The sequence below is a fragment of the Belnapia moabensis DSM 16746 genome (genome assembly GCF_000745835.1).
Lineage (GTDB): Bacteria > Pseudomonadota > Alphaproteobacteria > Acetobacterales > Acetobacteraceae > Belnapia > Belnapia moabensis.
Window position 1 is genome coordinate 1 of record NZ_JQKB01000258.1, and the last position, 1675, is coordinate 1675.

Sequence of the window (1675 nt, forward strand, 5' to 3'; positions counted from 1 at the left end):
TATCCTCCACCGCCCTGGTCCGCTACCGCGGCAGCGACTACTCGGTGCCGACCGCGCATGGGTTCCAGGCGGTGCTGGTGAAGGGTTTCATAGACCGGGTGCTGATCCTGTGCGACGGCACGCCGATCGCCCACCATGCCCGCTGCTATGGCCATGGCGAGTTCGTCTACGACCCGCTGCACTACCTGGCGCTGCTTGAGACCAAGCCGGGTGCGCTGGACCAGGCGGCAGCGCTGCAGGGCTGGGCCTTGCCGCCGGCGTTCCAGCATCTGCGCCACCTGCTGGAGGCCCGCATGGGCAACCGCGGCAAGCGGGAGTTCATCCAGGTGCTGCGGCTGCTGGAGATCGCCGCCCGCGAGGTGATGGCCGCCGCGGTGGCCGATGCCATCCATCTCGGCGCCATCGGCTACGACGCGGTCCGGCAGATCGTCCTGGCACGGATCGAGCGACGTCCAGCCAGGCTTGACCTGACCGCCTATCCCTATCTGCCGGTCACTGACGTGCGCATGACCCGCGCCGCCGACTACGCCACCCTGCTGCAGGAGCAGGCAGCATGACCGCGGCCGATGCCATGCCGCACGGTACCAGCCAGGGAACGCCGCAGGTCCTGCTGGCGCATCACCTCAAGCAGCTCAGGCTGCCGACGGTGCTGCGCGAGTACGACAAGGTGGCCCGCGAATGCGCCCGCGACGGCGTCGATCATCCCCGCTATTTGCTGCGGCTGCTCGAGCTGGAGTTGATCGACCGCGAGCGGCGGCTAGTCGAGCGGCGGATCCGCCAGGCGCGGTTCTCGGCAACCAAGAGCCTGGACAGCTTCGTGTTCACTGCCATCCCCAGCCTCAACAAGATGCTGGTCCTCGAGCTGGCGCGCTGTGAATACATCCTGCGGCGCGAGAACATCATCGCCCTCGGCAACAGCGGCACCGGCAAAAGTCACGTCGCCCTGGGCCTTGGCCTGGCCGCCTGCCAGCGGGGGTTCAGCGTCGTGTTCACCACCGCGGCCCAACTGATGCACCAGCTGATGGAGGCGCGTGACGAGAAGCGCCTGCTCCGGCTGCAGCGAGAGTTGCAGGCGCCCAAGCTACTGATCATCGATGAGCTTGGCTATGTGCCGCTCTCGCCGACCGGAGCGGAACTGTTGTTCGAGGTGTTCAGCCAGCGCTACGAACACGGCTCCACCATCGTCACCTCGAACTTGCCGTTCGAGGAATGGACCGCGGTACTTGGCTCGGAACGCCTCACCGGCGCCCTGCTCGACCGGCTCACCCATCATGTCCATATCCTGGCCATGAACGGCGAAAGCTACCGCCTGACCCAGTCCACCGCCCGGCGCCGCCTCGCAACCAAGGCCACGCCGACCAACGCCGCCGCAGACGACCGCAGCGACCCGGACACCGGCGAGATCCTGCCCGGCTGACCACCGAAGAAGCCAGCCGCAGACCTGACCGACCCCCGATCGGGGGCCGGTCAGGTCAGGTGCCGCTAGCCTGCCAGTGGCCTTGTTTTACTCCGCCACGCTGGCCTGGTTTTGCTCCGCCGTTGACAGCGCTCAAATCCGTAACAACACCACGGCGCAGGAGGTTATACCAGCCGCCCTAGAGCTTGACCTGAGCCCAGGCACGGGTGGTGATGGAGGTGACCTGCTCTGGTCTGCGCATCAGCGCGTTCCAGGCTG

Annotated in this window: 2 protein-coding genes; both read left to right on the forward strand. The window is 67.0% G+C overall.

All coding sequences use genetic code 11. The features are described 5' to 3' along the window. Positions 1–557 (forward strand): Mu transposase domain-containing protein (locus EP26_RS30710; RefSeq protein WP_043345322.1); only part of this gene is annotated, 557 nt, incomplete at its 5' end. Continuing rightward, a complete protein-coding gene (istB, locus tag EP26_RS30715; protein ID WP_211259646.1) occupies positions 554–1417 on the forward strand; it encodes an IS21-like element helper ATPase IstB in 864 nt (287 codons plus the stop codon). The genes EP26_RS30710 and istB, both read left to right, overlap by 4 nt. Positions 1418–1675 lie beyond the last annotated feature (258 nt).